The 2,199-nt window shown below is 28.6% G+C and carries 2 protein-coding genes and 1 pseudogene; 2 read left to right on the top strand and 1 reads right to left on the bottom strand.

Annotated elements, in window-relative coordinates; genetic code table 11:
- Window positions 1-252 precede the first annotated feature (252 nt).
- Window positions 253-1,260: an IS110 family transposase gene (locus tag MVY38_RS09215; RefSeq protein ID WP_297485485.1), complete on the top strand. Its 1,008-nt coding sequence runs from the start codon at window positions 253-255 to the stop codon at window positions 1,258-1,260.
- A 67-nt stretch (window positions 1,261-1,327) separates the two neighbouring features.
- Here MVY38_RS09215 and MVY38_RS09210 read toward each other — a convergent pair.
- A pseudogene (locus MVY38_RS09210) lies at window positions 1,328-1,561 on the bottom strand (transposase); the annotation flags it as partial.
- 33 nt (window positions 1,562-1,594) lie between these two features.
- Between MVY38_RS09210 and MVY38_RS09205 the strand changes: the two are divergent.
- Window positions 1,595-2,119, top strand: a complete 525-nt coding sequence (locus tag MVY38_RS09205) for a transposase (protein WP_297485483.1) — start codon at window positions 1,595-1,597, stop codon at window positions 2,117-2,119.
- The last annotated feature ends 80 nt before the right edge of the window (window positions 2,120-2,199 follow it).

Genomic DNA, 2,199 nt, shown 5'->3' with positions numbered 1-2,199 from the left:
CTTATAATACAAAACCAATAAAACTTAAAGAGTTCATTTAGTATGTCGTCAAAATTCCGAATCTATTATTTTGTAGAAATAGTAAGATTGTGACACAGTTAGACAGCTATACAAATAACTTGAGTGGCAACAGAGTCCAATATGGTTTAAATTATTGAGACAGAATTTAAGAGAAGAAGTAAAAGTATAGCATACTAAGATACACAAATATTTGTGTATCTTCGATGAACTCTCAATTCAAGGAGGTTCTAGATGTATCACTATATTGGGATAGATGTATCGAAATTAACACTTCAGGTTTTTATAGCAAAAAATAATTCAACAATAGAGATTGATAATAACAAGAAATCATTAAGAGTTTTATATAAGAAACTATTAAAATTATATAAAGATGACTCCTTCGTCTTTATATATGAACCTACTGCAAATTACAGTAAAACATTAATGCTGTTTTGTGCAGAAAATAATATTATGATTTATGTTGTAAATCCCTATATTAGTTCTAGCTTCTCAAAAAGTACTGGCAACAGAAGTAAAACTGATATTTCAGATGCTCAAATGCTTTATAATATGCATTTAGTAATAAAAGAAAAAAATATATCAGTACCAGTTATTGATAAATCAGTGGAGCAACTAAAAGAAATAATGAGTTACTATAAATTTCTTCAAAAACAAAAAGTGGCTTTTAAAAATCATTTAGAAGCTGCAAAAGCTAATCATGGTAGTAAGCAAATTATTTCTCAAGTGAATAAAAATATTGTAAAATTGCAAGCAGAACAAAATAAACTAATAGAAAAAGCCAAGATTATGGTTTGTTGCAATAGAGACTTAAAAGAGCATTTTGACAATATCTCTTCAATCAAAGGCGTTGGAGATTTGATTGCGTTGATTTTACTATATTTATTTTTAAAGTATCCAAATGCAAATAGAAGCCAAATAACAGCATTACTGGGACTTGATCCCATTATTGTTGAATCTGGAACATCAATTAAACGCAGAAGTAGAATATCCAAAAGAGGCACCAAGTTTTATAGAGGTATGATTTTTTATTCAATTCTCTCTACAATAAGATTTAATGATGAATTTAAAGATTATTATGACAAGATGAAGAAAAGAAATTGTCATTCAACAGTAGCTCAAGTAGCAATAATGAGAAAATTAGCACTTTTAGCTCATTCACTGTATAAAAACAAATGTCATTATAATCCAAAACTGTATTTAGATAAAAAAGATGAAAATAATATTAAAAAAGTGGCGTAAATATTAATTTTTTAAGCTGTTTTTAATGTGGCAACTGTGTCAACACCTAATTGCTCCTAAGATTATATCATAAATTCAAGGCATCTTTTAGCCTCTCTTTAAAATAAATATTAAGCTGAGAAATAGTCAGGCTCCAATTTCTAATTGGCATAGTCCATTTTTTCTCAGCATTTTGTATGCCGGCAAACAGTAATTTGAGAAGACTATTATCATTAGGGAAAGCACCTTTGGTTTTTGTTAAAGTTCTAAATTGTCTATGAACTGACTCAATAATATTGGTAGTATAAATAACTGACCTTACGCACAAAGGACCAAAACTTGCTTAAAAAAGATTATGAAAAAACAAACAAATTACCTAGAACTATACACAGATTATCTAATAAGTGGAAATAGCTATGTAACAGCAACAGGACTATCAGCAATGATGGAAAATGAAATAAGTCATGACCAGATAACAAGATTTTTATCAAACAATGAATTTACTTCAAGAGAACTATGGAAAAAAGTAAAATCAACAGTAAGAGAAATAGAGTCTGATGATGCATGTCTAATATTTTATGATACAGTACAAGAAAAGAAATGGACAGATGAGAGTGATATGATGTGTTGGCACTTTGACCATACAGTCGGAAAATCAGTTTGTGGCATCAATATGCTAAATGCTTTATATTATAGCAATGAAGTATCTATTCCAATAGCCTTTGAAATTGTAAAAAAACCAATACAGTTTTGTGATATTAAAACCAAACAACGCAAACGGAAATCAAAGATAACAAAAAATGAACTAATGAGAGATATGATTCAAGTAGCCCTCCCGACTTCGTCAAAAAGCACTACAAAATTAAATAAAAAGATATAAAAGCGCCTAAAATAGGTACAATTAAATTTCAACTTGCTCTGTAGTGCCCTGTTTACTATTTATTATTATATTATAGTATA

The sequence above is a fragment of the Sulfurimonas sp. genome (genome assembly GCF_027056685.1).
In the GTDB taxonomy this organism is placed as follows: Bacteria; Campylobacterota; Campylobacteria; order Campylobacterales; family Sulfurimonadaceae; genus Sulfurimonas.
The sequence above is the reverse complement of the archived record's forward strand: the minus strand, read 5'-3'. Positions and strand labels throughout refer to the sequence as shown.